Raw genomic sequence first — 25,471 nt, forward strand, 5'->3', positions numbered from 1 at the left:
TCTTTTTACGACTGAGGCGTAACCTGTGTCGGAGTATAAATTCTGGGATGAAAGATTCTCTGTCTCAGATTGTTATTAAACGAAATGTATTAATTGTATAAACAAAAAATATTTTTGGATTTTTTTAGAAAAAAACTGTTGACATACAAAAAGCACTTTGCTATACTATCACTTGTCGCGAGGGAGAAGATAAAGAATCCCGAAGAAATGCGATATGCGGAAGTGTCGGAACTGGCAGACGAGCAAGACTAAGGATCTTGTGAGCATTGCGCTCGTGTGGGTTCAAGTCCCATCTTCCGCATTTTTTATTTGAGAAACCTGCATCTGGAAACGGATGCAGTTTTTTTGCTACCTAAAAATATCTGTAAAAAAGGAATCCGGATAGAATATATCATGTTTATATGATATGATAGAAGAAAATGGAAGGAGCATAGTCATATGAGAAGAAAAAGTGCAGGAAAAAAGATCATGGTCGTACTTGTAGCGGCAAGTCTGGCACTGACTCCGGCGGAGCTGACAGTGGCGGCAGAAATGGAACCAGAGGGTGCGGAAGCAACATTTTTGGCAGAAGAAAGTGGAGATGCTGCATCCTCAGATCAAGAAGATACTGCAGAGACGGAAGCAGAGATTGCAGATGGATCAGCTGCTACAGAGGAACAGGAAACCACAGATACAGACAAGCCAGATACCGGGAATAACGTACAGGAGAATGCGGAAACAGGCGTAATGGAGCCTGGTGAAGAAGCGCCAGAGGGTACTGCAGAAGAGGAAGATCCGGAGACTCCGGAAGCGGCAATGGATGCAGCCGAAGCGTTGGAGGAATGCGAACAGGAAGAAGAAAACGCAGCTTTTGATGATGGAACGAAGGATGCAGTGCAGGCATCTGCAGAATACTCTGATGGAAAATTTACGTGGGTACTGGACGGGAATGGAACACTGACCATTACGGGAAATAACATGGAGTTGACAAAAAATGAGATATCTGAAAGTGCTTTGGAGAAGGCAGGCATCGATTTTTCTAGAGTAAATAAGCTTGTAATCGGGAATGGGATCACAGGCTTTGATAGATGGGGCATGTGGAATCTGAAAAAATATATTAAGGAACTGGAAATCCATGGAAATGCAGGCATGAATATGCCGGAGCAATGCTTTTACGATGTGCCAAATATAGAGAGTGTGGTGATATCCGGTGCAGTGGATGTGCCGAGAGATATGTTTGGAAAATGTACCGGGCTGAAAAAGGTTACATTAAAAAATGGAGTGAGGTCTATTGGAGAGGATGCCTTTCGAGATTGCAGCAGTCTGGAGGGTGTGATATTTGAGAATACAGTATTGGAAAAAATCAGTGACGGAGCATTTTGGGGCTGCAGTGCGCTGAGTTCTATTGTGTTACCGGATTCCGTAACAGAAATAGAAAGGAATGCATTTTTCGAGACCGGACTCAGAAATATCCAGCTTCCGGAAAAACTGACGCTGATAGGAGGAGGGGCATTTTGTAACTGCAAAAATCTGAAGCAGGTACAGCTTCCGCCTCAATTAAAAGAGCTGGGTGAGGGTGCATTTTTTAACTGCGAAAATCTGACACAGATCCAGCTTCCGGCTCAGTTAAATAAATTAGGGACAGATGCATTCAGAAATTGTACATCATTGGATAAGATTGACATACCTGCCGGTCTGACGCAGATCGGGCCTGATACATTTTGCAATACCGGGCTGACCAGTGTGACCTTACATGAGGGACTGACGAAGATCGAAGATGGGGCGTTTCATGATTGCCTTAAGCTGAAAAAGATCCGTATTCCGAAATCAGTTACAGATATTGGTGGACTGGCATTAGGAATACGTTATAACAGGGGAAATGGTGCAGAGGAAGTTATTCCCGGTGGTTTTACAGTAGAAGGTTATACAGGCTCGGCAGCGGAACGATATGTAAAGAGAATGCATCAATGTGAAAATTTATATCATGTATTTTTTAAAGATGTGAAATTTGTTTCCATTGGTGGACAGACTGCAGCGGTTACCAATATCAGCAAAACAAAGATATCCGCACTTAAGACCGGGGCCTTTACCGGAAAGCCGCTGACCCAGGCACTCACCATAACCTACGGCGGTAAGAAGCTTGTAAACGGAAGGGATTACACCCTTACCTGGAAGAATAATAAAAACATCGGAACTGCATCCGTTACGATCAAAGGAAAAGGAAAATATAACGGTTCTGTTACAAAAAAATTCCGGATCACGGTTCAGAAAAACGCAGTCTATACAGTCAGCAGGCTGAAATATAAGATATCCAATGCAGACACATCCGGCAAGGGAACCGTAGTCTTTACCGGAGCTACGGATAAGGCAGCAAGAAAGACACTTACGATCCCGACGACAGTAAAGATTGGTGGAAAGAGCTTTCGTGTAACAGCCATTGGCACCTCTGCAATGTCCGGAGCGAAGAAGCTGACAACAGTGAAAATCGGAGCGAATATAATGACAGTAGGTGCGAAAGCCTTCTGCGGCTGCAGTAAACTCTCCAATGTAACGATCTTCAGCACAAAGCTTACGACAGCGAAGACCGGAGCCAATGCATTTAAGGGGATCCGTTCCAACTGCAGATTTAAAGTACCGGCTTCCAGGGTAAGTGCATACAAAAAACTCCTCCGTGCAAAGGGTGCCGGACCAAAGATAATCGTGACAAAATAACAGAAAAACCGAAAAAATAGAAAACTTTTGAAAAAAGGTGTTGACATACAAGATCCACTTTGCTATACTATCACTTGTCGCGAGGGAGAAAATAAAAAATCCCAAGGAAATGCGGTCATGCGGAAGTGTCGGAACTGGCAGACGAGCAAGACTAAGGATCTTGTGAGCATTGCGCTCGTGTGGGTTCAAGTCCCATCTTCCGCATTGGAAATTTCCAATGAAATGCGATATGCGGAAGTGTCGGAACTGGCAGACGAGCAAGACTAAGGATCTTGTAAGCATTGCGCTTGTGTGGGTTCAAGTCCCATCTTCCGCATGACTTTAAAACAGAGCTGTGAATTGCAGCTCTGTTTTTGGCTATATGAAAGTAAATTATTGCATGCCTGCACTGGTGAGAAGCTGAAATGGGAAGATCTGCGTGATATATTTGTATTCGTTTCATATACAATAGGATAATTTTGGACATCTTAAGGGCTGATCAGACCGTAACTCCAATATTTTTTGAATTATTTTTTCAGAAAAGAGGAATTTGTGGTTTTGTGTAGAATATAATTAACAGAGGGTATTTTGTCGCCGCTGTTTGTCAGACTGTGGAGGAAATGCTTATGAACATCAGAGAGAGCATGGAACAGAGAGAACGGGAGCTTTTGAGCCCTTATGCTTCTCACAGCGCAGATACCAGAGGCCGGGAGCACCCGGAAGAGGAATGCGATGTGCGGACAACGTATCAGAGAGACAGAGACAGGATCCTTCACTGTAAGGCTTTTCGCCGTATGAAGGATAAGACACAGGTGTTTCTGGCACCACAGGGAGATCATTACCGTACCAGGCTGACACATACACTGGAGGTATCGCAGATCGCCCGGACTATTGCCAAGGCACTTCGCCTAAATGAAGATCTGGTGGAAGCAATCGCTTTGGGACATGATCTGGGGCATACGCCTTTTGGACATGCAGGAGAGAGAGCACTGGATCAGGTACATCCGGGTGGCTTTGCACACTATAGGCAGAGCGTCCGGGTTGTGGAAGTACTGGAGAAGAACGGAAACGGGCTGAACCTTACCTGGGAAGTCCGAAATGGGATCATGAATCACCGCACCAGCGGAAATCCTTTCACACTGGAAGGACAGGTGGTACGTTTTTCTGACAAGATCGCCTATATCCACCATGATATGGACGATGCCCAGCGGGCAGGGATCATCACAGAAGATGATATTCCTGTCACAATGAGAACTTTTCTGGGCTATACCACGAGAGAACGGCTGAATACTTTCGTACATAATATTATAGAGAACAGTATGGGGAAAGACAGCATCTCCATGTCGCCGGATGTTTTTGAGGCGATGATGGAGCTTCGGGCGCTGATGTTCCGGAATGTCTATGAGAATCCGGTTGCCAGGAAGGAAGAGGATAAAGTGATCCAGATGCTGAGTGAACTGTACGGATATTATACTGACCATCCGGAGGCAATGTCCCGGGAATACAGGGAATTGGTGGAATACCGGGGAGTACCTAAGGAACAGGCAGTATGTGATTATATTTCGGGAATGACGGATCAGTATTCCATGGAGAAATTCAGGGAGATCTATATACCGAGAGCCTGGGAGGTCTATTAAATGGAAAAGAGGGATAAGCATGCGTTATTCAGATGACATCATAGAAGAAGTCCGAATGAAAAATGACATTGTAGACGTGATATCCCAGTATGTGAAACTGACACGGAGGGGGAGTTCCTATTTTGGGCTGTGTCCCTTCCATAATGAGAAAACCCCTTCCTTTTCCGTAACACCATCCAAGCAGATGTATTACTGCTTTGGCTGCGGGGCAGGAGGAAACGTATACAATTTTATCATGGAATATGAGAATTACTCGTTTGGTGAGGCGCTGTCACATCTGGCTGACCGGGCAGGGGTAGAGCTTCCGAAGATCGAGTATTCCAGAGAAGCCAGAGAAAAAGCAGAACAGAGAGCAAATCTTCTGGAGATCAACAAGCTGGCAGCACAGTACTTTTATTATCAGCTCCGGAGAGAAGGCGGAAAGACGGCTTACGGATATCTGACAGGAAGAGGTCTTTCCGAGGAAACCATCCGTAAATTCGGTCTTGGATATTCGGATAAGTATAGTGATGATCTGTACAAATATCTTAAGGGGAAGGGCTACAGTGATGAACTTCTCAGGGAATCCGGCCTGTTCAATGTAGATGAGCGGCGAGGTATGTATGATAAGTTCTGGAACCGTGTGATCTTCCCGATCATGGATGTAAACAACCGGGTCATTGGTTTCGGAGGTCGTGTCATGGGAGATGGCAAGCCCAAGTACCTGAATTCACCGGAGACGAAGATCTTTGATAAGAGCCGGAATCTTTACGGGCTGAATGTGGCCAGGACCACCAGGAAGAATTATCTGATCCTCTGTGAGGGATATATGGATGTGATCGCCATGCATCAGGCAGGCTTTACCAATGCAGTGGCGTCGCTTGGAACTGCACTGACCTCCGGACATGCAAGCCTTGTGAAACGTTACACCAAGGAAGTCCTGCTTCTTTATGACAGTGACGGTGCAGGGATCCGGGCGGCACTTCGTGCGATTCCGATCCTGCGGGAGGCGGGAGTCACGTCCAGGGTAGTAAGCCTGAAGCCCTGGAAGGATCCGGACGAGTTCATCAAGAATGAAGGAGCGGAGGCCTTTGAGGAACGTCTGAACCGGGCCATGGACAGCTTTATGTTTCGTGTACATATTGCGGAACAGGAATTTGCCATGGATGCACCCCAGGGACAGAATCAGTTTTTTGAGCGGTGTGCCGGGATGCTTCTGGAGCTTTCCGATGAACTGGAGAGGAATCTTTATATAGAAGCCATTGTAAAGGAATACGGCCGCTATGGAGTGGGCACGGAGGATATCCGGAAAAGGGTCAACACGCTGGCTCTGAAGGGAACGCCTGCAGAGAAACGGATCCAGCCAAAGTCCGGGACTCCGGAAACAAAGAAAAAGGAATCCGCCGCAGACAAAGCACAGAAGCTGATGCTGACCTGGCTTGTAAATTATCCGGGTATTTTTGAACAGGTGGAAAAATACATTTCCCCTTCCGATTTTGTGGTACCGCTGTATAAAGAGGTAGCCCAGATGCTGTTTGAACAGCATAAGGAGGGAGAGACCAATCCGGGAAAGCTTCTCAACGCCTTTACAGACAGTGAGGAGCAGCGGGAGGTGGCATCTCTTTTTAACGCCACCATCCATCTGGAAAACGAAGGAGAACAGCAGAGGGCTTTTTCCGATGCGCTGCTGCGGATCAAGGAAGAAAGCCTCAAAGAAAAAAACCGTACCTGGGACCCGTCAGACATGGCCGGGCTTCAGGAACTGATAAAAGCAAAAAAAGAACTGGAAGACCTTGGAAGAAAGAGGCAGCAGCTGCATATTTCTTTCAATTAAGGATAAAATATAAACACTATATGGAGGTATAGAGCACCTATGGAAATGAATATGGCAAAATTCAGCGAGAAACTTGTAGAGCTTCTTGAACTTGCAAAAAAGAAAAAGAATGTGCTGGAATATCAGGAGATCAGCGACTTTTTCAAGGACTCTCCACTGGAAGTGGATCAGATGGAGAAGGTTTTTGACTTCCTGGAGGCCAGCGGTGTGGACGTTCTCCGTATCACAGAAAATAGCGGTGACGAACTCCTCCTTGATAACGATATGGATATGGATGGGATGGAAGATGAAGAAGAGGTAGAGCTTGATAAGATCGACCTCTCTGTACCGGAAGGTGTCAGCATCGAGGATCCGGTCCGTATGTACCTGAAAGAGATCGGTAAAGTCAGTCTGTTAAGTGCAGATGAGGAGATCGAGCTTGCCAAGAGAATGGAAAAGGGGGATGAAGCTGCCAAGAAACGTCTGGCAGAGGCCAATCTCCGTCTTGTTGTCAGCATTGCAAAGCGTTATGTTGGACGTGGGATGCTGTTCCTCGACCTGATCCAGGAGGGAAATCTTGGCCTTATCAAAGCTGTTGAAAAATTTGATTACAGAAAAGGCTACAAGTTCAGTACCTATGCAACCTGGTGGATCCGTCAGGCTATCACAAGAGCCATTGCAGATCAGGCACGTACCATCCGTATCCCTGTGCATATGGTTGAGACTATCAACAAGCTGATCCGTGTTTCCCGTCAGCTGCTCCAGGAGCTTGGACGTGAACCTACGCCGGAGGAAATTGCTGAGGAGATGGACATGCCGGTAGACCGTGTACGTGAGATCCTTAAGATCTCTCAGGAGCCGGTATCTCTGGAAACTCCTATCGGTGAGGAGGAAGACAGTCATCTTGGCGATTTCATCCAGGATGATAATGTTCCGGTACCTGCAGATGCAGCTGCATTTACACTTCTGAAGGAGCAGCTGGTAGAAGTCTTAAGTACGCTTACTGACCGTGAACAGAAGGTTCTCCGCCTCCGTTTCGGACTGGACGACGGACGTGCCAGAACTCTGGAGGAAGTTGGTAAAGAGTTCAATGTCACAAGAGAGCGTATCCGTCAGATCGAGGCAAAAGCTCTGCGCAAGCTGCGTCATCCCAGCCGCAGCCGCAAGCTGAAGGATTATCTTGACTGATAAAAATATATCCGTACAGCTTTCCATGCGTCTTCGTGCCATTGCCGGTATGGTAACAAAAGGAAACCGGCTGGCAGACGTAGGATGTGACCATGGCTATCTGTCGATCTGGCTTGTCAGTGAAAAAACAGTTCCGTCAGCCATTGCCATGGATGTACGCCCGGGACCGCTTTCAAGAGCCAGGGAGAATATTACCCGTTATGGCCTTGAAGATTACATAGAGACCCGTTTGAGCGACGGGCTTGCGAAGCTTGAGCCAGGAGAAGGTGATACCCTGGTGATCGCGGGAATGGGTGGTCCTCTGATGGAAAGGATATTAAAGGATGGAGCGAAGGTCCGGGAGGGGTTTCAGGAACTGATCCTGCAGCCTCAGTCGGACCTTCCTCATTTCCGGCATTTTCTTTCTGAGATCGGCTGGGAGATCGTAAGGGAAGAAATGATAAAAGAAGACGGAAAATTTTATCCTATGATGAAAGCGGTACGTAACAATTCGGGAGAAAAGTCTGTTTACACAGAGGAAGAGGCCTGGTTTGGACCTCTCCTTCTGAAAAAATGTCACCCGGTCCTTAAAGAGTATCTTCTCCGGGAGGAAATGATTCGTAAGAAAATACTTGCCGGTCTTTCCGGGGCAGAGTCTGTTTCCGCAAAAACTCGTCTGGCAGAAGTAAAGGAGGAAATGGAGCTGATCCATACAGCTCTGAAACGATATGAAAGCATATGAACTGATCGAATGGCTGAATGAGCACCATCCGCAAAAATTTGCGGAGGACTGGGATAATGTGGGACTGCTGGTGGGAGATGACCAGAAAGAGATTTCCCATGTATTTCTTGCGCTGGATCTTACGGAACCGGTGTTGGATGAGGCGGTGGCTGCTGGTGCGGATATGATCCTTACCCATCACCCAATGATCTTTTCCGGGATCAAAAAGATCAACAATCATACCTTTACCGGAAGGAAGATCCTCCGTCTGATAAAGGAGGATATCCCGTATTTTGCCATGCATACCAATTATGATGTGATCGGAATGGCAGATTTAAGTGCAGAGCATCTGAAGCTTCAGGATACAAGGGTGCTTACAGTTACCGATGGATCCGGGGAGCAGCCGGAGGGGTTCGGAAGAGTGGGAAAGCTTCCCCATGTTATGACTCTTGGTGAGTTTGGAAAATATGTAAAAGAATGCAATCATCTTCCGGATGTGCGGGTTTACGGTGATCTGGATCGGAAGATCGAGACTGTGGCGATCTGTACAGGAAGCGGAAAGAGTATGATCGGTGATGTAATGGCCGCCGGTGCGGATGTATATGTGACCGGAGATATTGATTATCATACTGCCATTGATACTATGGCAGATGGTCTGGCGATTGTAGATGCCGGACATTACGGTACGGAGTATATTTTTGCGGAAGCTATGGAGAAGGAGCTGAATGCGGCATTCCCTGCGCTTAAGACAACCTGCGCCAGTGTGAAAAATCCATATATTGTTTTGTAAAAGCGGATTGCAAAAAAGTGTTTGTATTCATGAATATGTAGTGGGACGGAATACGATTATCCGTTTCGGAAAAATGAATTGTGAAACACATGGCTGTCCGAAAAATCGGGCAGCTGTATAAATATATAAGCCTGTGGAGGGGATCGTTATGGAACAGACAATGATTAAAGTGACCATAAACGGAGAAACAAGGGAATACCCCAAAATGACACCGTATTCTGAGATCATAAGGGATTATGAGGGCAAAACAGAGTATCCGGTGATCCTTGTGACTGAGAACGGAAAGCTCCGTGAGCTTCACAAGAAGCTTCAGCATGACTGTACACTGGGATTTATAACCGCAAAGGACAGTGCCGGTCGAAAAACCTATCGGAGAAGTGCGATCTTTATTCTTTTGAAGGCAATTTTTGATGTAGCTGGAAAAGAGAATGTGGATCATGTTGTGATCCATTATTCTATTGGAAATGCTCTTTATTTTACTATGAAAGGCAGTGCTACCCTGGATCAGGAGCTTCTTGACCGGGTAAAAGTGCGGATGCGGGAACTGGTAGACCGGAAGCTTCCGATCTGCAAACGCAGTGTCAGCACGGATGATGCCGTTTCCATGTTCCACAGGCATCATATGTATGATAAAGAAAAGCTGTTCCGTTATCGGCGGGTTTCCAGAGTGAATATTTACAGCCTGGAAAATTTCGAGGATTATTTTTACGGATTTATGGCACCAGATACCGGCTATGTGAAGTATTTTGATCTGCAGCTTTATGATGAAGGCTTTGTGCTGATTCTTCCGAGACAGAAGAACCCGGATGTGCTGGAGCCTTTTGAACCCCAGGATAAGATCTTCCATGTGCAGAAGGAATCGGAAGAGTGGGGCGATAAGCTGGATGTTGCCACTGTAGGAGATCTCAATGACCGGATCACAAGAGAAGGTGTGCAGAGCCTGATGCTGATCCAGGAGGCACTCCATGAGGCCAAGATTTCTTCGATTGCCGAGGAGATCCGGAGAAGGGGCAATGTAAAGTTCGTAATGATCGCAGGTCCGTCTTCTTCCGGAAAGACCAGTTTTTCTCACAGATTATCTATTCAGCTTTCTGCTCATGGTCTGAAGCCGCATCCCATTGCTGTGGATAACTATTTTGTGGATCGTGAACATACGCCGTTGGATGAATTCGGAGAAAAGAATTATGAGTGTCTGGAAGCCATTGATACGAAGCAGTTTAATGAAGATATGCTGAATCTTCTTTCGGGAAAAACCGTGGATCTTCCTACATTTAATTTCAAGACCGGATGCAGGGAATACCGGGGAGACCAGCTTCAGCTTGGAAAAGATGATATCCTGGTTATCGAAGGCATTCACGGGCTTAATGACAAGCTGAGTTATGCCCTTCCAAAAGAGAGTAAGTTTAAGATCTATATCAGTGCGTTGACACAGCTGAACATTGATGAGCATAACCGGATCCCCACAACGGATGGAAGACTGATACGCCGAATTGTCCGTGATGCACGTACACGTGGAACTTCCGCAAAGGATACCATTGCAAGGTGGCCTTCTGTACGGAGAGGCGAGGAGCAGAATATTTTTCCGTTCCAGGAGGAAGCAGATGTGATGTTTAATTCAGCTCTTGTGTATGAGCTTGCCTGCCTGAAGGTTTATGCGGAACCGCTGCTTTTTGGAATTGACAAGAGTGAACCGGAGTATCAGGAGGCGAAGCGGCTTTTGAAGTTCCTGGATTATTTTGTGCCGGTGCCCAGTGAGGGTGTTCCGTTTAATTCGCTTCTGAGGGAGTTTATTGGCGGTAGTTGTTTTAATGTATAAATTAATTGTATGAATAAAAAAAGCTATGTGTAGATATAAGGCTCTATGCAATGCAGATATCGGTTGGCACAAAGATGAGAAGATTAGGATTTCTCTGTGCATAGGATCTGTGGTGTGTGGAGCCTTTTGAGTGTGAATCGGAAAAGTTAAAGTCCTCTGTGGTGCTGCGGATGGATGACGGGATTTACAGGACTTAAAGGAAAGGGAAAATGATCATGAAAGAAAAAATACAATTGACAAAACTGGCTCCAAACTGTGGCTGTGCAGCTAAGGTAGGACCGGGGACTCTGGCGGGAGTTCTTGGCGGGCTGCCAAAGTTCTGTGATCCGGATCTTCTGGTTGGAACGGACACTTCGGATGATGCTGCAGTTTACCGGGTGAGTGATGATCTGGCGCTGATCCAGACACTGGATTTTTTTACGCCTGTGGCAGATGATCCTTATGATTTCGGGCAGATCGCGGCGGCCAATGCGTTGAGTGATGTATATGCTATGGGTGGAACTCCAAAGACGGCTTTGAATATTGTGGCGTTTCCGAAGGATATGGATGTGGAGATTCTCGGGGAGATCCTGCGTGGTGGTGCAGATAAGGTGATGGAGGCTGGTGCGGTTCTTGCCGGTGGCCATACGATCCAGGATGATACACCAAAGTATGGGCTCAGTGTGACGGGTTTTGTAGATCCGAGGAAGTTCTGGAAGAATTTTGGAGCGCAGACCGGAGATAAGCTGATCCTGACGAAGGCGCTGGGTGCGGGGATCGTGAATACGGCGATCAAGGCGGATCTGGTGACGGAAGGTGCACGTAAGGCGGTTTTGGCTTCCATGAAGAAACTGAACCGGGATGCCTGTGAGGTTTTTAAAGAGTTTGAGGTTCATGCCTGTACGGATGTGACGGGGTTTGGTCTTGGGGGACATGCTACGGAGATGGCTGTGGCCAGTGACCGGACGGTTGTGATCGATACGGAGAAGCTGCCGGTGCTTCCGGATGTGGAGGAGTTTGCTTCTATGGGATTGATTCCGGGTGGGGCTTACAGGAACCGGGAGTTTGCTGAGAAAACCGGAGTGAAAAGTGTGGCAGAGCTCTGGCGGGAGGATCTGGTGTTTGATCCGCAGACTTCTGGGGGATTGCTGGCGGCGGTTCCGGAGAGGGATGTGCCGGAGATCATGAAGCGGCTGGATGCGGCTGGTCTGCAGGCTGGGGTGATCGGTGAGGTTGTGGATCGGCGGGAGTGGACGTTGGAGATCCGGTAGGAAATTAATTTACGAACGAATGTTTGGACGATAACGTCAGAGTGGATGGTTGCGTAGGGGGGATACTGCTGGGGAAAGTGGTGGAAGCAGAATGATGGATGGCGGATGGCGGACGACGGACGCCTGGGGGAGAGGATATCGGTCCGGGCAGGGACTCCGTCGGGGGATACTACTAGGACTCCGTGAGTCGGCTAAAAGCATTGCGGCAGGGCCAGAACTCGCCGTTGGCTCAGACAGCTGACCCTGCCGCAATAACGCCGACTCCCGCAGCCCAAGTAGTTATCACCCCTCCTCCGCAGCAGCCCAAACCGATATCCTCTCCCCCAGGCTGGTGCATCCAGCTGGCAGGAAAAATATAAAATGTGCGGAGAGTATGGTTGTGGGATGCAGAACAGGAAAATTACTGTTTACTGGTAATATTCCGCGAGGTGTTTTTTGTGAGCGAAGGTCACAGAAAACCCGAGCCATACTGCGCGAATTTATGTGATTAGCATAAATTCTGTGCACCGCGAAGCGTGTTACTGAGAATGGAGTGAACAGTAATTCAGGAAATATAGGCTCTGTATTTTTTTAATATATTGTTTGCCTGAGGGATAAAAGCATGGTATTATCATATGAGCGGAAATTGAGAAGACATAAAGAATACAAAAAACAAATATGTGACGGGAAAGGAAGAATTATGGAGAAACATAAACATGAGAGGAGTACATTTTCCGGGAAGATTGGATTTGTACTGTCTGCAGCTGGTGCTTCGGTAGGGCTTGGGAATATATGGAGATTCCCTTATCTGGCGGCAAAGTACGGCGGTGGAATTTTTTTACTGATCTATATCATTTTGGCATTGACCTTTGGATATTCTATGATCGTGGCAGAGACAGCTCTGGGACGTATGACAAAGAAAAGTCCGGTAGGTGCGTTTGGAACTTTTGGTAAATCAAAGTGGCTGTCTTTGGGCGGTTGGATCAATGCGATCATACCGGTTCTGATCGTGCCGTATTATTCCGTGATCGGTGGCTGGGTAATTAAATACTTGGTGGAGTATGTAAAGGGAGGCAGTCAGACTCTTGCTGAAGACGGATATTTTTCTGCTTTTATAGCGGATGGATTTTCTACAGAAACCTGTTTCCTGTTTTTTACACTGCTTACGCTGGTGATCATTTATGCAGGTGTGCAGAATGGCGTGGAACGAGTTTCCAAATTAATGATGCCGATACTGGTATTCTTGTCTGTGGTCATTGTCATTTATTCGGTAACGAGGCCAGGAGCACTGGAAGGTGTGAAATATTTTCTGATACCAAATATCAAAAACTTCTCCTGGATGACAGTGGTTGCGGCAATGGGACAGATGTTTTATTCTCTGTCGATCGCGATGGGTATTCTGGTAACTTTTGGTTCTTATATGAAAAAGGATGTATCTATTGAAGGGTCTACACAAAATGTAGAAATTTTTGACACAGCGATCGCAATGATGGCAGGTCTGATGATCATTCCGGCTGTGTTTGCATTCTCCGGTGGAGATCCGGATACGTTACAGGCGGGACCGGCACTGATGTTTATTACGATTCCGAAGGTATTCGCAAGCATGGGATTTGGAACTCTGGTTGGAATCCTGTTTTTTGTACTGGTTCTCTGTGCAGCCTTGACCAGTTCTATTGCATTGACTGAGAGTGCAGTATCTACTTTTCAGGATGAACTGAAATGGGGACGCAAGAAGGCAACAGTATTTGTCGGAATTATCATGGTTGTTCTCGGAAGTCTTTCTTCTCTTGGCTATGGTCCTCTGGCGTGTGTTAAGATCATTGGAATGCAGTTCCTTGATTTCTTTGATTTCCTGACGAACTCTGTCATGATGCCGATCGCAGCGATTGCTACCTGTCTTCTGATATCCAGAGTAGTTGGTACAAAGAAGATTGAAGAGGAAGTACTGCAGGAAGGTGGTACTTTCCGCAGAAAAAGAATCTTTAATTTTATGATCCAGTATCTTTGCCCAATCTTTGCGGCGATCATTCTTTTCAGTTCTGTGGCAAATGCATTTGGATGGATTTCCATGTAAAAGACATAGGAGACCAAGAAAATTCCAACTTTACAAGTCTATACACCTGTGTTAAAATAGCAGATGCGCAGCCAGGCCAGGTGATCGCGGCTGGACAGACGAAAGGGTCCAGACGAGGAAAGTCCGGGCTTCACAGGGCAGGATGCCGGATAACGTCCGGTGGAGGTAACTCCCAGACCAGTGCAACAGAAATAAACCGCCCCGTTTTGCGGGGTAAGGGTGGAAAGGCAGTGTAAGAGACTACCGCCGCTGTGGTAACAGAGCGGGCACATGTAAACTCCATTCGAAGCAAGACCGAGAAGAAAGCCATACGGCGGCCCGTCGTGCTTTCAGGTAGGTCGCTGGAGCCTTCTGGCAACGGAAGGCCTAGATAGATGATCACCCAACGACATAACCCGGCTTATCGGTCTGACTGTGTATGATAATAAGCACATAATAAAAGCAACTGTATTTTGCAGATCTGATCTGTGAAATATCAGTTGCTTTTTTGATAAAGAATGACAGCTTTTTATAGTTTCATAGTTTTTTCTTTTTTCAGCTCCAAAATCACATCCAAAGACAAACCGGTAGTTTCAGCGATAGAAGTATCACTGAGTTTTCCTATCAGATTTCTGGCAATTTCAAGCTGCTTTTTCTGGGAACCATTGTTGAAACCATCATTAAAACCATCATTAAACAGCATCTGACCCAAACGTGTCATACGAATACACTCCTTTACATGTTCAAAATCATCATTTTCAAGAAACTTATCTGCCATAGTATAGAGCATCGCCTCGATTTTCTGCAGATCTTCCGATGGAATATCTTTTGTATTTTCGGTCAGAGAGAATGCCTGAAGGAACCGTTCCTTTTGAGAAAGTTGACCATCCATCAGAGGGATAAGTGTTAATGGAACGAGATCAGCCTTTGTAAGAATGTCTTCAGAGGAAAATTTCTCTTTCAGCGTTTCAATCAGCCTATCTGCATTGTGATTCTTCATTATGATCGGAATAATACGATAAGTATTTATTCCTTCAGTAAATGAAGTGACCGGATTTCGGATATTTCCCGAATAAAGAACGTATGTGGTGATAGAAACGCTATACTGATAACTGGTCACAGCTTCATAGGATCGAAAACGCTTCAAACCGGGAATCCCTTCATTCTTACTCTGAAATTCAAAGTGTTTCCACGTACCATCTTCCATGATGAGATTGATATCTTCGTAGAATTTCTTAAGATTAAGAACAATGGACTCTGTAGGAGCAGAAGATACAACCTTTCCATCAATGCCAAGATAAGGAATCAGCTCCTCGGCAAAGAATTGAGCGGCAGTCTTTAGAACCGTATCTTCATGCTGAAATACAGTTGCAGAACCGATTTTATCATTTGTAATCATTTCTTTCTGTGTCATAAAAAATCCTTCCTGCAAAAGGAAATCAGAAAGAAATTGTCTGATTACAATATAACAGAAAAAATAAAAACAGACAATACATTTTCCTTTGCGCAACAGCTATGTGTATGTAAACTTGATAAAATGAAAAAATACCAGAATCGGTAGATTATAATAAGAATAAAAATAGAAAAACTAAAAAATGTAATACAGACAATCCTTTCCGGAAATGCAAATCTGTTTCTAAAAGAATAAAATATCTAACACAAAAAGTCAACAATAAAAAACAGAGGAGCAATGAGCAGGAGCCCACCATTTCAAAATCTATGAAAACACAGCGCTCGGTTCCCGCTTCGATATTCAGGCCTTTGCAGGAGCCGTAGTAATACTTGGTCTGCGGGAGACTGCGTTATTTTTCAAAATCATGCTGTCTGAGCGACGTCAGGAGCGAGTTCATGATTTTAGAAAATGTTTTTAGCAGTCTTTCGCAGGCTTAGTATTACTAGGCTCCGAAACAGCCAAATATCGAAGCGGGGACCGGACGCGTCCGTTTGTTAATCATGCTCATATGAACTCTATTTATTCCGTTTACCTCTATATTTCTCCTCGCAATACTTACACCGGTAAACCTCATTCTCTTCATCTGCAAGAACAAAAATCTGATCCAGTCCCTGCTCGATGGAAGTAATGCAGCGAGGATTCTTGCACTTGATCACGTTCACAACCTGCTTCGGCAGCTTCAGCTCTTTCTTTGCAACGATCTTTTCGTCCTTGATGATATTTACGGTAATATTATGATCGATAAAACCAAGGATATCCAGATCCAGATCCTCGATGGGGCATTCAACCTTGATGATATCCTTTTTTCCCATTTTCTGGCTGCGGGCATTTTTGATGATAGCAACCGTACAGTCCAGCTTATCCAGCTTCAGGTCATGATAGATCGTCATTGCCTTGCCGGCTTTGATATGATCCAGAACATAACCCTCACGAAGAGCACCTACGTTTAACATGGCAGTTCCACCTCCAGTAATGTAAGAATCAGGGCCATACGGACATACACACCATACTGGACCTGTTTGAAATAAGCGGCACGTGGATCAGAATCCACTTCAACAGAAATCTCGTTAACACGTGGGAGTGGGTGGAGGACATACATATCCTTCGGTGCAAGCTCCATTTTCTGTTTGTCCAGAACATAGAAATCTTTCATGCGGACATAATCCTCTTCGTTGAAGAAACGTTCCTTCTGAACACGGGTCATGTACAGGATATCCAGATCCGGAAGTGCATCCTCCAGACGTTCCTCCTCGACAAACTCGACATTGTTGCGTTTCAGAACATCCTCACGGATATAGCTTGGAATACGAAGCTCCTCCGGAGAAATCAGAACAAATTTCACATTTTCATAACGGACCAGAGCCTCGATCAGAGAGTGAACGGTACGGCCGAATTTCAGGTCACCGCAGAGGCCGATGGTAATATTGTCAAGTCTGCCCTTCAGGGAGCGGATAGTTAAAAGATCGGTTAATGTCTGGGTAGGATGCTGGTGGCCGCCATCACCGGCATTGATCACCGGAATATTGGATGACATAGAAGCTACAAGCGGAGCACCCTCTTTCGGATGACGCATAGCACAGATATCTGCATAACAGGAAACAACGCGAATAGTATCGGCAACGCTTTCGCCTTTGGATGCGGAGCTGGAATCAGCAGAAGAAAAACCGAGAACCTTTCCTCCAAGATTCATCATGGCTGCTTCGAAACTTAAACGTGTACGTGTACTTGGTTCGTAAAACAATGTCGCAAGCCTTTTATCATCACAGGTATGCGCATACTTTTTTGGATTTTTCCCGATGTCGTCGGCGAGATTCAGAAGCTTATCAAGCTCTTCAACCGAGAAATCCAATGGACTCATTAAATGTCTCATGTTGTACCTCCAATTATTTACTGGAAATAAGATTCCTTCCAGTTATCATATAATATAACTGTGAGATTTTCAAGAGACTTTCCGAGGATTTTGTCGAAGAAGCCATTCGAAAAAGAGACCGGTAAAAAACCACAGAGGAGCATAGTCCAGCCGGATCACTCCTTTATACTGAAGCGGAACATGAGAATAATCCCAGGGACAGATGTGAAGCTTCTGAAAAAAAGATCCGCTTAAAAATTCCACGAAAAAAATCCCGCAGCTGTAAATGATCCCCCGTACCATAACCGGAAAGCGGGCAAGCTTGTAGTAAGCCGGACGGATCAGTGCTGCAAGTCCGTAAACAGGGAACATCAGAAGAGAGGTTTTGCCCATCATAGTAAAATGTCCGGTGACAAGAGAGTGCAGTCCTGTCCATAAGATCTCCAGACACCAGCCTGTAAAACCACACAGAAAAAAATCCTTCTTTTGCATTTTAAAGCTCCTTCTCATCAGCAGAAATCCTGCGCTTTCCGGAAAAATGTCAGTTTAACTGAATTAAGAAAGTCCCCTGCGGGGCTGCGAATATCCGCCTGGACTTTAAATATATTTAACGTGGAAAAGCGTCTTTAATAGCCTTCCCTGCCTTGAAAAAAATATACACGTGGGTTATAATGAACAAAATTATTACTGCAAAGTGAAAAAGCAGTAATGGATCATCAACACATGCGGAAGGAGAAAACAGACGATGAATTATGAAGAAAGTCGTGCCTACATCAGAGCTGCGGAATTGAAAAAGGGAATTGTTCTGGGACTGGAAAATATGAGAGAACTGATGAGGCGGCTTGGAGATCCCCAGGATGAACTGAAGTATGTTCATGTAGCGGGAACTAACGGAAAGGGTTCTGTGATCGCATATCTGTATTCCGCTTTATCAGGTGCAGGTTACCGGGTCGGAAGATATATTTCCCCGGCGGTCTATTCCTACAGAGAGAGGATGGAGGTTAACGGAGAACCTGTCAGCAGAGAGAAATTTGCAGCATATGTGACAAGGATCGCGGAGGTGATCGATGAGATCGTAAAAGAGGGAAAACCGCATCCGTCAGTATTTGAAATTGAAACTGCAGCCGCATTTCTTTATTTTCGGGATGAGAAATGCGATCTGGTATTAATGGAAGTTGGTATGGGCGGTGATCTGGATGCCACCAACATTATAAGTACTACAGTTCTTTCCATTCTGGTATCCATCAGTATGGATCATACGGCATTTCTTGGAAATACCCTGGGCGAGATAGCAGAAAAAAAGGCCGGCATCATTAAACCGAACAGTCATATGGTAACTGTAAAGCAGCAGCCGGAGGCAGAGGCGGTCATACGAAGAATATGCGCAGAACAGAATGTGCCATACGAGGCAGCAGACCGGGACAGCGCAGAGGTACTGGAAGCATCCATAACCGGCCAGACCTTTCTTTATAAAGGAGAAAAATATACAATATCCCTGGCAGGTGCCTATCAGAAGGAAAATGCGGTGGCAGCGCTCCGGGCACTGGAAATCCTGAATGAACAGGGATATCCCACAACACTGGTCCAGAGACAGGATGGATTGAAACGTACCACCTGGCCGGGAAGATTTGCACTTCTCGGGACAGAACCGGATTTTGTGGTTGATGGAGCTCATAACCCTGCAGCGGCAGACATGCTGGCTGCATCCATTGAACGGTATTTTAAGGGAAAAAGGATCATCTACATCATGGGAATGTTCCGTGACAAGGATTACCGCAAGGTCATCCGGAAAACAGAAAAATACGCAGATACCATCCTGACGATTGCGGCACCGGATAACCCCAGGGCTCTGACCCCGCAGGAGCTGGCAGATGCGGTGCGGGAATTTCATTCTGATGTAAGGCCCTTTGACAACATCGAAGCCGCAGTAGCAGAGGCCTATCAGCTGGCAGGAAAAGAGGATGTGATCATTGCTTTTGGTTCCCTGGCGTTCCTGGGGGATCTTACAGAAATTATCAGGAAACATAACGGAGGAAACCAATGACGGATTTGGAAAGATACAGAGACGAGATCGATGAGATCGACAGTGAGATTGTACGTCTCTTTGAAAAACGAATGAAGGTGAGTGAGGAAGTCGCTGAATATAAAATAAAAACCGGTAAGCAGGTACTGGATCCGGCACGTGAGAGCCAGAAGATCCATACGCTGAAAAACAAGGCCCACGGGGACTTTAACAGCCTCGGCGTGCAGGAGCTTTTCCGTCAGATCATGGCTATCAGCCGTAAGAGACAGTACCAGCTGTTGACAGAGCATGGGATTTACGGAGAGCGCAATTTCACAACTGTGAAGCATGTTCCCCTTGAAAACGCAACGGTTGTGTTCCAGGGTGTAGAGGGAGCCTACAGCTATGCGGCTATGCGGCAGTACTTTGGGAAAAATATCGAAAGCTACCATGTAAAAACATGGAGGACAGCTATGGAGGATGTAACCCATGGCAAGGCCGATTATGCGGTACTTCCTATTGAGAATTCTACTGCAGGTATCGTGGCTGATATCTATGACCTTCTTATGGAGTACAAGCTGTATATCGTAGGCGAGCAGATCATCCGTGTGGATCATGTGCTTCTGGGCATGCCGGATGCACAGATAGGGGATATCAAGGAAGTCTGCTCTCATCCTCAGGGGCTTGCCCAGTGCAAGGCATTTCTGGAGGAAAACCCTTCCTGGAAAAAGAAGGAAGTGGAAAACACCGCAGGCGCGGCCAAAAAGGTCAGTGAGGTGGGGGACAAAGGCGTGGCAGCTATCGCAAGCCGTGAGGCTGGTGAGGTATTCGGTCTGAAGGTCCTTGCAGAAAATATCTGCAGAGAAAAAGCAAACTCTACACGTTTTATTATTGTAAGCAGGAAACCGGAATACGAGGAAAAGGCCGGGAAGATCAGCATCTGTTTTGAGCTGCCTCATGAAAGCGGAACTCTTTACAACATGCTTTCCCATATTATCTACAACGGACTGAACATGACCAAAATTGAATCCCGTCCGATTCCGGGAAAATCCTGGGAATACCGTTTTTTCGTGGATTTCACAGGGAAACTTGGCGAAAGCGCTGTGGAGAATGCGTTAAGAGGAATCGAGGCGGAGGCGAATGTTCTCCGTGTTCTTGGAAACTATTAAGATACAGAGGAGTTAAATTATTATGTTGGCAAGAATTCAGGAATGTATCCTTTACCGTGGATTTTCAAACGGTGAGATACTGGACGATATGACAGAACTTATTAATCTTTATGAAGCAGATGAAGAAGCACTCAAGGCAAGAGAAGACCAGTTTTTCAAAAGTGTCAACGGGCTGGTGGAGCTGGCAGGAATGTACGGTTTTTCCGGAAATATCTGGCATACATATCTTACCTTCCTTTTGGTAAATCATGAGAACGCTTTCAGTATGGCAAGCGAGATACGAGGAGCGATCAAGGGCAGCATTAACGACCTGGCAAAAAATGATTTCCAGATTTTCAAGGAATTGTATGATTTTGACATCACGGTCTTTGATAAAGTGTTCGGAACTGTATGCTGCAGGGTGATCTGTGATTACCAGACACCGGATGAGAACAGCAAGCTCTTTAATACCAGGATCCGTGACCGTATCTGTCAGATGAGCAAAACCCTGGCAGCAGCCACCACAACCGAAGAATTTATGGATGATATGGTATCCTTCTATAAAGATTTCGGTGTTGGCAAGCTTGGTCTCCATAAGGCATTCCGTATCGGTCACGATGAGGAGGGAAAGGTGGAGATCCAGCCTATCACAAGGATCGCACATGTGAAGATCGATGATCTGGTAGGATATGAGATCGCCAAGAAAAAGCTCATTGATAATACAGAGGCATTTGTACAGGGGAGAAAGGCGAACAACTGTCTGCTCTTTGGTGATGCGGGAACCGGTAAATCTTCCAGTATCAAGGGAATCCTGAATCAGTATTATGATCAGGGACTTCGTATCATTGAGGCCTATAAGCATCAGTTCCAGGATCTTAATGAAGTCATCGCCCAGATCAAAAACCGTAACTATCGTTTTATCATTTATATGGATGATCTTTCCTTTGAGGAATTTGAGATCGAATATAAATACCTGAAAGCCGTGATCGAGGGCGGTCTTGAGAAAAAACCGGACAATGTCCTGATCTATGCCACAAGCAACCGGCGTAATCTTGTCCGTGAGCGTGCCACAGATAAGCTGGAGATCGCAGATGACAATGATCTGCATTCCTCCGACACCGTGCAGGAGAAGCTTTCCCTGGTATATCGTTTTGGCGTCCGTATCTACTTTGGCAAACCGGACAAAAAACAGTTCCAGGAGATTGTCCGTACACTGGCAGCTCGTTATGGAGTTACCATGCCGGAGGAGGAACTGCTTCTGAAAGCCAACCAGTGGGAGATCTCTCATGGCGGACTGACCGGACGTGCAGCGCAGCAGTTTATCGATTACATTGTGGGAACAGAGGAAGAAAAAAAGAAATAGTTTACCTGTGTATTGGGGGAAAGGATGAAAAACTATGGCGGTGACAACCTTTGCAGCAATTGATATAGGCTCCTATGAAGTCAGTATGAAGATCTTTGAAATGTCAAAGCGGATCGGCTTCCGGGAGATCAATGATGTCCGTTACCAGCTGGAGCTGGGCCGTGGAACTTATGCTGCAGGACGGCTAGAGATGGAGACTGTGGATGAGCTCTGCGAGATCCTTAATGATTTTAAACGCATGATGGCTGAATTTGGGGTAGAAAGCTGGCGTGCGTGTGCAACAAGCTCTCTCCGTGAGCTGGAAAATCCGGTGATCATCCTGGAGCAGATCTATCAGAGAACTGGTATCCGGGTAGAGATCCTGAGTAATGCGGAACAGCATTTTCTGGGATATAAATCCATTGCTGCCATTGAATCCGGCTTCAAAAAGGCTATTCAGAAGGGGACGGCGATCCTAGATATCGGAGGAGGAAATCTGCAGATCTCTCTCTTTGATAAAGATGCTCTGGTGCTGACCCAGAGTATCCGTATGGGAAGTCTTCGTATCCGCGAACGTCTGAAAGAACTGGAGAAAACAACTCCACATTATGACCGGCTGATAGAGGAATTTATCCGAAATGATCTGATAAGCTTTCAACGTCTTTATCTTAAGGACAAGGAAATCTCCAATCTGATCCTGATGGGAGATTTTCTCACAGATACGATCTTTCAGGACAGATCCGGAGAGAATATCATCACAAAGGAGGAATTCCTGAAGAAATACGAGACCATTGTAAACATGTCCGATCATGACCTTGCCGAATCCATGGAGTTGGAACCGGAATATGCGTCTCTGATCGTGCCGAACATGGTTATCATCCGAAATTTTATAGAAATCTTTCAGGCAGAAGCACTCTGGATCCCGGGTGTTTCTCTTCTGGACGGGATTGCCTATGACTATGCGGAAAAAAATAAATATCTGAAAAGTGTACACAATTTTGAAAATGATATCCTGGTGGCATCCAGGAACATTGCCAAAAGGTATTCCAGTGGAAAGAACCACATTGCAGGAACTACCGATGTGGCACTGGATATTTTTGACAGCACAAGGAAGATCCACGGCATGGGAAAACGTGAACGGCTTCTTTTGCAGATCGCAGTTCTTCTTCATGACTGCGGAAAATATATCAGTATGAGTGAGGTGGCAGAATGCTCTTACCGGATCATCATGGCTACGGAGATCATAGGTCTTTCCACAGAGGAGCGGCAGGTGATCGCTAGTGCGGTGAGGTACAATACCAGAGAATTCGGCTGCTACAAAGAGATCAACCGTGAAACATCCATGAGCAGGGAAAATTATCTCCTGACTGCGAAGCTGACCGCAATTCTCCGCCTGGCCAATGCTATGGACAGAAGCCATTACCAGAAGGTAAAAGCGCTTAATGTAACCTTAAAAGACAGGATCCTTTACCTGGTGGTGGATTCCGCAAGGGATGTTTCTCTGGAGCTGGGGCTTCTGAAAGATAAAAAAGAATTTTTTGAAGAGGTGTTTGGAATCCGGCTTGTAATGAGACGGAAGGGAAGAAGATAACGGAGGAGGTTTTTGTATGAAATTTAAGGAATTTGACAAATCGGAATATTTTGTAAACAGAGAGCTGAGCTGGATCAAATTTGATGATCGTGTGCTCAGTGAAGCCAGAGACAAAAATCTACCTCTGTTTGAGAGACTGAAATTTTTGAGTATCACCTCATCCAATCTGGATGAATTTTATATGGTCCGTGTTGCATCCCTGAAGGATCAGGTTCATGCAGGGTACAAAAAAACAGATATTGCAGGAATGACAGCCAAGGAACAGCTGAAAGCCATCAGCCGGCAGACACATGATCTTGTTCACGTACAGTACAGTACATTAAACCGGTCTCTGGTCCCTGCACTTGAAAAAGCAGGACTTCATGTGATCTTTGAGCACGAGGCATTTTCCGAGAAGCAGAAAGAATTTGTGGATCAGTATTTTGAAGACAATGTATATCCGGTCCTGACACCAATGGCAATGGATTCTTCCAGACCGTTTCCTCTGATCCGTAATAAAACGTTGAATATCGGAGCACTTCTTTCCAAAAAAGATACCAAAAAAGGAAAAGAAGAGATTGATTTTGCCACTGTACAGGTGCCTTCTGTACTTCCGAGAGTAGTGATCATTCCATCTGAGAAAAAAGGCCATACAACCGTAACACTTCTGGAACAGATCATTGAGCGCAACATCGACAAGCTGTTCTTAAGCTATGATGTGATCTGTGCCCATCCGTACAGGATCATGCGTAATGCGGATCTTCCTATTGACGAGGATGAGGCAGAGGATCTTCTGGTTGAGATCCAGAAACAGCTGAAAAAGCGCCAGTGGGGAGAGGTGATCCGCCTGGAAGTGGAAGATAAGATGGATCCGCGGCTTCTGGATATTCTGAAAATGGAGTTTCAGGTTCATGGAGATGATATCTTTTTTATCAACGGACCGCTGGATCTGACCATGCTGATGAAGGTTTATGGTATTGACGGATACGATCAGTTCAAGGAACCGAAATACAAACCGGCAGCAGTGCCTGCATTTCAGAATGATAAAGATATTTTTCAGGTGATCAGGGAGGGTGATGTGTTCCTGCATCATCCGTATATGAGCTTTGATCCGGTGGTGAATTTCGTGCGTCAGGCGGCAAAGGACCCGGATGTACTGGCAATCAAGCAGACCCTGTATCGCGTCAGCGGCAATTCACCCATCATCGCGGCACTTGCTCAGGCCGCAGAAAACGGCAAGCAGGTTTCTGTTCTTGTAGAGCTGAAAGCGCGTTTTGATGAGGAAAACAATATCGTCTGGGCAAAAATGCTGGAAAAGGCAGGCTGTCATGTGATCTATGGTCTGGTGGGCCTGAAAACACACAGTAAGATAACTCTTGTTGTGAGAAGAGAAGAAAACGGGATCCGCAGATATGTGCATCTGGCAACCGGAAACTATAACGATTCCACAGCCAAGCTTTATACAGACTGTGGTATATTTACCTGTGACGAACGGTTTGGAGAGGATGCAACTGCTGTGTTCAACATGCTTTCTGGATATTCCGAGCCGAAGCGCTGGAATCGCCTGATCGTTGCACCGATTTGGATGAAGGACCGTTTTGTAAAAATGATCGAAAGAGAAGCGGAGCATGCGAAAAAGGGAGAAGAGGCTCACATTGCGGCAAAGATGAATTCTCTGTGCGACCCTGAGATCATTGCAGCGCTATATTATGCTTCTTCCTGTGGGGTCAGGATCGATCTTCTGATCCGCGGCATCTGCTGCCTGAAGGTGGGCATTCCGGGTATCAGCGAAAATATCCACGTGCGTTCGATCGTTGGTAATTTCCTGGAGCACAGCCGTATTTTCTATTTCCGCAATGGCGGTTCCGATGAAATTTATATGGGAAGTGCGGACTGGATGCCACGTAACCTTGACCGTCGTGTGGAGATTGTTTTCCCTGTGGAAGATGAGCGGATCAAGGAAGAGATCATGCATGTGCTGGATCTGGAATTCCGTGACAATGTAAAAGCACATATCCTGCAGCCCTCCGGTTTGTATGAGAAGCAGGACAAACGTGGCAAAACGCTGATAAATTCCCAGATGGAATTCTGCAGGGAGGCTACCGAGCGGGCCAAGGCAGCAAAAAAGGAGAAAAAAGAAAAGAAGAGAGTTTTCGTACCGGCTGAACCGGCGGAGGATATTATAAAATAGTAAAAGAAAAGGACAGCCTGTCATATCAATTTATGATACAG

At 45.9% G+C, this 25,471-nt stretch carries 18 protein-coding genes, 3 tRNA genes and 1 other RNA gene; 18 read left to right on the forward strand and 4 right to left on the reverse strand.

The genetic code is table 11. The features are described 5' to 3' along the window. Positions 1 to 216 precede the first annotated feature (216 nt). From LKD46_RS05035 to rnpB, 13 genes are all read left to right on the forward strand, one after another. Positions 217 to 301, forward strand: a tRNA-Leu gene (locus LKD46_RS05035). 137 nt (positions 302 to 438) lie between these two features. Beyond that, complete coding sequence (locus LKD46_RS05040) at positions 439 to 2,691, forward strand: leucine-rich repeat domain-containing protein (protein ID WP_110102028.1); 2,253 nt, start codon at positions 439 to 441, stop codon at positions 2,689 to 2,691. 119 nt (positions 2,692 to 2,810) lie between these two features. After that, positions 2,811 to 2,895, forward strand: a tRNA-Leu gene (locus LKD46_RS05045). A gap of 27 nt (positions 2,896 to 2,922) precedes the next feature. Next, positions 2,923 to 3,007, forward strand: a tRNA-Leu gene (locus tag LKD46_RS05050). Positions 3,008 to 3,296: 289 nt separating this feature from the next. Then, positions 3,297 to 4,307, forward strand: a complete 1,011-nt coding sequence (locus LKD46_RS05055; RefSeq protein WP_015525757.1) for a deoxyguanosinetriphosphate triphosphohydrolase — start codon at positions 3,297 to 3,299, stop codon at positions 4,305 to 4,307. Between the two features lie 19 nt (positions 4,308 to 4,326). Next, positions 4,327 to 6,120 (forward strand): DNA primase, encoded by a 1,794-nt coding sequence (gene dnaG / locus LKD46_RS05060; RefSeq protein ID WP_110102026.1) that lies wholly within the window; start codon positions 4,327 to 4,329, stop codon positions 6,118 to 6,120. Positions 6,121 to 6,159: 39 nt separating this feature from the next. Then, complete coding sequence (rpoD, locus tag LKD46_RS05065; RefSeq protein WP_021651146.1) at positions 6,160 to 7,287, forward strand: RNA polymerase sigma factor RpoD; 1,128 nt, start codon at positions 6,160 to 6,162, stop codon at positions 7,285 to 7,287. After that, positions 7,280 to 8,008 carry a tRNA (adenine(22)-N(1))-methyltransferase gene (locus LKD46_RS05070; RefSeq protein WP_227573898.1) on the forward strand — a complete coding sequence of 243 codons (729 nt, stop codon included), beginning with the start codon at positions 7,280 to 7,282 and terminating at the stop codon, positions 8,006 to 8,008. The genes rpoD and LKD46_RS05070 overlap by 8 nt, the downstream gene beginning before the upstream one ends. Continuing rightward, positions 7,995 to 8,777 (forward strand): Nif3-like dinuclear metal center hexameric protein, encoded by a 783-nt coding sequence (locus LKD46_RS05075; RefSeq protein ID WP_092069324.1) that lies wholly within the window; start codon positions 7,995 to 7,997, stop codon positions 8,775 to 8,777. Before LKD46_RS05070 ends, LKD46_RS05075 begins: the two co-directional genes overlap by 14 nt. 148 nt (positions 8,778 to 8,925) lie before the next feature. After that, entirely contained in the window at positions 8,926 to 10,593 is a 1,668-nt protein-coding gene (locus tag LKD46_RS05080; protein ID WP_173739874.1) for a nucleoside kinase, read from the forward strand. Positions 10,594 to 10,802: 209 nt separating this feature from the next. Next, entirely contained in the window at positions 10,803 to 11,843 is a 1,041-nt protein-coding gene (selD, locus tag LKD46_RS05085; RefSeq protein ID WP_110102024.1) for a selenide, water dikinase SelD, read from the forward strand. A 679-nt stretch (positions 11,844 to 12,522) separates the two neighbouring features. Then, positions 12,523 to 13,896 carry a sodium-dependent transporter gene (locus LKD46_RS05090; RefSeq protein WP_092069463.1) on the forward strand — a complete coding sequence of 458 codons (1,374 nt, stop codon included), beginning with the start codon at positions 12,523 to 12,525 and terminating at the stop codon, positions 13,894 to 13,896. A 68-nt stretch (positions 13,897 to 13,964) separates the two neighbouring features. Beyond that, positions 13,965 to 14,315: RNase P RNA component class A (gene rnpB / locus LKD46_RS05095), an RNA gene on the forward strand. Between the two features lie 89 nt (positions 14,316 to 14,404). Here rnpB and LKD46_RS05100 read toward each other — a convergent pair. The 4 genes from LKD46_RS05100 to LKD46_RS05115 form a co-directional block, all read right to left on the reverse strand. After that, complete coding sequence (locus tag LKD46_RS05100) at positions 14,405 to 15,289, reverse strand: hypothetical protein (RefSeq protein WP_173722576.1); 885 nt, start codon at positions 15,287 to 15,289, stop codon at positions 14,405 to 14,407. Positions 15,290 to 15,843: 554 nt separating this feature from the next. After that, positions 15,844 to 16,281, reverse strand: a complete 438-nt coding sequence (locus LKD46_RS05105) for an aspartate carbamoyltransferase regulatory subunit (protein WP_015525765.1) — start codon at positions 16,279 to 16,281, stop codon at positions 15,844 to 15,846. Continuing rightward, complete coding sequence (gene pyrB, locus LKD46_RS05110; protein ID WP_022426605.1) at positions 16,275 to 17,198, reverse strand: aspartate carbamoyltransferase; 924 nt, start codon at positions 17,196 to 17,198, stop codon at positions 16,275 to 16,277. Before pyrB ends, LKD46_RS05105 begins: the two co-directional genes overlap by 7 nt. A 69-nt stretch (positions 17,199 to 17,267) precedes the next feature. Further along, positions 17,268 to 17,669 (reverse strand): putative ABC transporter permease, encoded by a 402-nt coding sequence (locus LKD46_RS05115; protein WP_022426606.1) that lies wholly within the window; start codon positions 17,667 to 17,669, stop codon positions 17,268 to 17,270. Positions 17,670 to 17,922: 253 nt separating this feature from the next. On the opposite strand from LKD46_RS05115, the gene LKD46_RS05120 reads away from it, so the two are divergent. Genes LKD46_RS05120 through LKD46_RS05140 form a run of 5 tightly spaced genes read left to right on the forward strand, consistent with a single transcriptional unit; the run spans position 17,923 to position 25,430 of the window. Then, a complete protein-coding gene (locus tag LKD46_RS05120) occupies positions 17,923 to 19,221 on the forward strand; it encodes a bifunctional folylpolyglutamate synthase/dihydrofolate synthase (RefSeq protein WP_021650330.1) in 1,299 nt (432 codons plus the stop codon). Beyond that, positions 19,218 to 20,348: a prephenate dehydratase gene (gene pheA, locus LKD46_RS05125; RefSeq protein ID WP_110102022.1), complete on the forward strand. Its 1,131-nt coding sequence runs from the start codon at positions 19,218 to 19,220 to the stop codon at positions 20,346 to 20,348. Before LKD46_RS05120 ends, pheA begins: the two co-directional genes overlap by 4 nt. A 25-nt stretch (positions 20,349 to 20,373) precedes the next feature. After that, the gene (locus LKD46_RS05130; protein ID WP_044960616.1) at positions 20,374 to 21,690 is read left to right on the forward strand and encodes an ATP-binding protein; all 1,317 of its coding nucleotides are present in this window, start codon (positions 20,374 to 20,376) and stop codon (positions 21,688 to 21,690) included. 34 nt (positions 21,691 to 21,724) lie between these two features. Continuing rightward, positions 21,725 to 23,260 carry a Ppx/GppA phosphatase family protein gene (locus LKD46_RS05135; RefSeq protein WP_021650327.1) on the forward strand — a complete coding sequence of 512 codons (1,536 nt, stop codon included), beginning with the start codon at positions 21,725 to 21,727 and terminating at the stop codon, positions 23,258 to 23,260. Between the two features lie 16 nt (positions 23,261 to 23,276). Then, the gene (locus LKD46_RS05140; protein ID WP_110102020.1) at positions 23,277 to 25,430 is read left to right on the forward strand and encodes an RNA degradosome polyphosphate kinase; all 2,154 of its coding nucleotides are present in this window, start codon (positions 23,277 to 23,279) and stop codon (positions 25,428 to 25,430) included. The last annotated feature ends 41 nt before the right edge of the window (positions 25,431 to 25,471 follow it).

The organism is Blautia fusiformis (assembly GCF_020686995.1).
Lineage (GTDB): Bacteria > Bacillota > Clostridia > Lachnospirales > Lachnospiraceae > Blautia_A > Blautia_A fusiformis.

Coding starts and splice junctions, on each gene's coding strand:
- rpoD (WP_021651146.1), top strand. CDS start 6,160: ATGGAAATGAATATGGCAAAATTCAGCGAGAAACTTGTAGAGCTTCTT.
- selD (WP_110102024.1), top strand. CDS start 10,803: ATGATCATGAAAGAAAAAATACAATTGACAAAACTGGCTCCAAACTGT.
- LKD46_RS05090 (WP_092069463.1), top strand. CDS start 12,523: ATGGAGAAACATAAACATGAGAGGAGTACATTTTCCGGGAAGATTGGA.
- dnaG (WP_110102026.1), top strand. CDS start 4,327: ATGCGTTATTCAGATGACATCATAGAAGAAGTCCGAATGAAAAATGAC.
- LKD46_RS05135 (WP_021650327.1), top strand. CDS start 21,725: ATGGCGGTGACAACCTTTGCAGCAATTGATATAGGCTCCTATGAAGTC.
- LKD46_RS05080 (WP_173739874.1), top strand. CDS start 8,926: ATGGAACAGACAATGATTAAAGTGACCATAAACGGAGAAACAAGGGAA.
- LKD46_RS05120 (WP_021650330.1), top strand. CDS start 17,923: ATGAATTATGAAGAAAGTCGTGCCTACATCAGAGCTGCGGAATTGAAA.
- LKD46_RS05055 (WP_015525757.1), top strand. CDS start 3,297: ATGAACATCAGAGAGAGCATGGAACAGAGAGAACGGGAGCTTTTGAGC.
- pyrB (WP_022426605.1), bottom strand. CDS start 17,198: ATGAGACATTTAATGAGTCCATTGGATTTCTCGGTTGAAGAGCTTGAT.
- LKD46_RS05040 (WP_110102028.1), top strand. CDS start 439: ATGAGAAGAAAAAGTGCAGGAAAAAAGATCATGGTCGTACTTGTAGCG.
- LKD46_RS05140 (WP_110102020.1), top strand. CDS start 23,277: ATGAAATTTAAGGAATTTGACAAATCGGAATATTTTGTAAACAGAGAG.
- LKD46_RS05100 (WP_173722576.1), bottom strand. CDS start 15,289: ATGACACAGAAAGAAATGATTACAAATGATAAAATCGGTTCTGCAACT.
- pheA (WP_110102022.1), top strand. CDS start 19,218: ATGACGGATTTGGAAAGATACAGAGACGAGATCGATGAGATCGACAGT.
- LKD46_RS05075 (WP_092069324.1), top strand. CDS start 7,995: ATGAAAGCATATGAACTGATCGAATGGCTGAATGAGCACCATCCGCAA.
- LKD46_RS05105 (WP_015525765.1), bottom strand. CDS start 16,281: ATGTTAAACGTAGGTGCTCTTCGTGAGGGTTATGTTCTGGATCATATC.
- LKD46_RS05115 (WP_022426606.1), bottom strand. CDS start 17,669: ATGCAAAAGAAGGATTTTTTTCTGTGTGGTTTTACAGGCTGGTGTCTG.